The organism is Aliikangiella maris, from assembly GCF_040719265.1.
GTDB classification, from domain to species: Bacteria; Pseudomonadota; Gammaproteobacteria; order Enterobacterales; family Kangiellaceae; genus Aliikangiella; species Aliikangiella maris.
In genome coordinates this window covers 1-1,853 of the sequence record NZ_JBFDAH010000090.1, presented here as the reverse complement: position 1 = coordinate 1,853, position 1,853 = coordinate 1, and the positions used below count along the sequence as shown (strand labels likewise).

Sequence of the window (1,853 nt, the reverse complement as noted above, 5' to 3'; positions counted from 1 at the left end):
CATAGGTCTGCCAAAATTCTTTTTGAAATGAGAGAAATTCTTCCGTTAGCTCAATTTCAAAATTTTCCATAAAGGCTTTTTCGGCTTGATTCCAGTTTTCTATCATGTCGCACTCGCCAATTGCGCTTGGCCCACTAAGTGAAAAAGTAGAGCGAGTAAACTCAATATTCAGCACTAATTGTTCACTTAATACTGTCTGAAAAATACGACGCTTTAAATTGAAATATTTATAAATATCTTTTACTAACCAAATAACTGAGTTTTTCTTAATAACCTTATAGCTATCCTCTAGCAATGAAAAAGCTTGATTTTCATTTTTAGTTTTTAATTTATAATTATGCTCAATTATTTCATCAAGAAACTGATTAATTCTAGTGAAATTGAGTGTTAAATCTTTATATGGTCTCCAATAAGTTCCAACAATAACTTTAACACTTCCTACCTCTTTATTTTTTCCGATGTAACGTTCTGTTCGCCAACGGTTGGCGTAAAGAAAGGAATAATAACGCTCAAACACAGCGTCAGAATAAATATTAACATTAGGTCCAAAGCTTTTATAAGAAACGGGATTTTTAATGATGCTATCTTTAAAGGCAATGTGATAACCGGATAGATTAAATGTCACCGTTCGACCACTGGCAATTTTAATCGGCCGAGTTTTATAAGGGTCGTTATCATAATCTTTTAAATCTTTACGCCGCTCAATAAAAGCTATCCAGCGTCGCTTCATCCCTTTAAACGCTTCCTGTTCAAATTGCTTCATTGCAAATTGATGATTGGCGTTCCTGAATTCATCAGTAAATTGATTATATAAAATGTTCATTAGCACCTGACAGACTAAAAAACACCCCATCACAGTGACAACTAAAACCCACCAATCACTGCCATTAGCCAAATAAAATCCCACAATCCCACCGACTAGCAGCGAGATTTTGGGTTTCCAGNCACAGTGACAACTAAAACCCACCAATCACTGCCATTAGCCAAATAAAATCCCACAATCCCACCGACTAGCAGCGAGATTTTGGGTTTCCAGTGAATGGGTTTTAAATCGTCCAAGGTATAAGAATTAAATAGTAATGAATATTCTATAATTTAGTCAATGTACTACAAAGGCAAACGCGGCGGTGGTGTTTCACCTGCTTTCACACCAATCACAACCTCATCAAACCCCTCATAAACTTTTCCCTCATAGGTCTGCCAAAATTCTTTTTGAAATGAGAGAAATTCTTCCGTTAGTTCAATTTCAAAATTCTTCATAAAGGCTTTCTCTGCTTGATTCCAGTTTTCTATTATATCGCTTTTACTAATTTTTTTTGAATAGTAAGGAAGATCTGTCCAGCGACCAAATTCAATATCTAACACGACACTTTCATTCATTATAGTTAGATACCTTCTTTCAAATAAATAATTGTGCTTATAAATATCTTTCACCAACCAAGTAATTGAGTTTACCGTTACGACCTTATATTTTTCATTTAACATTGAAAATTTATCGTTTATATTTTTAGTGGTTAATTTATAGAAGCTATTTATTAACTCATCAGAAAATTGATTAAGATGGATAAAGTTAAATAGTAAATTCTTGTTTGGGCGCCAATATGTTTCAATTACAACTTTCATACTTCCTAGATACTTATTCTTTCCTTTATAGCGCTCAACTAGCCATTTATTGGCATATATTAAAGAAAGATGTTTTTCAAACACAGCGTTAGAATAAATATTAACATTAGGTCCAAAGTTTTTATAAGAAACGGGATTTTTAATGATGCTATCTTTAAAGGCAATGTGATAACCGGATAGATTAAATGTCACCGTTCGACCACTGGCAATTTTAATCGGCCGAGTTTTAT

The 1,853-nt window shown here is 33.5% G+C and carries 2 protein-coding genes; both read right to left on the bottom strand.

Annotated elements, in window-relative coordinates; all coding sequences use genetic code 11:
• On the bottom strand, positions 1–907 hold a 907-nt coding region (locus tag ABVT42_RS22155; protein WP_367024513.1), incomplete at its 3' end, for a hypothetical protein.
• A gap of 200 nt (positions 908–1,107) precedes the next feature.
• Positions 1,108–1,853, bottom strand: a 746-nt coding sequence (locus ABVT42_RS22150) for a hypothetical protein (RefSeq protein WP_367024511.1), incomplete at its 5' end; no start/stop codon positions are given.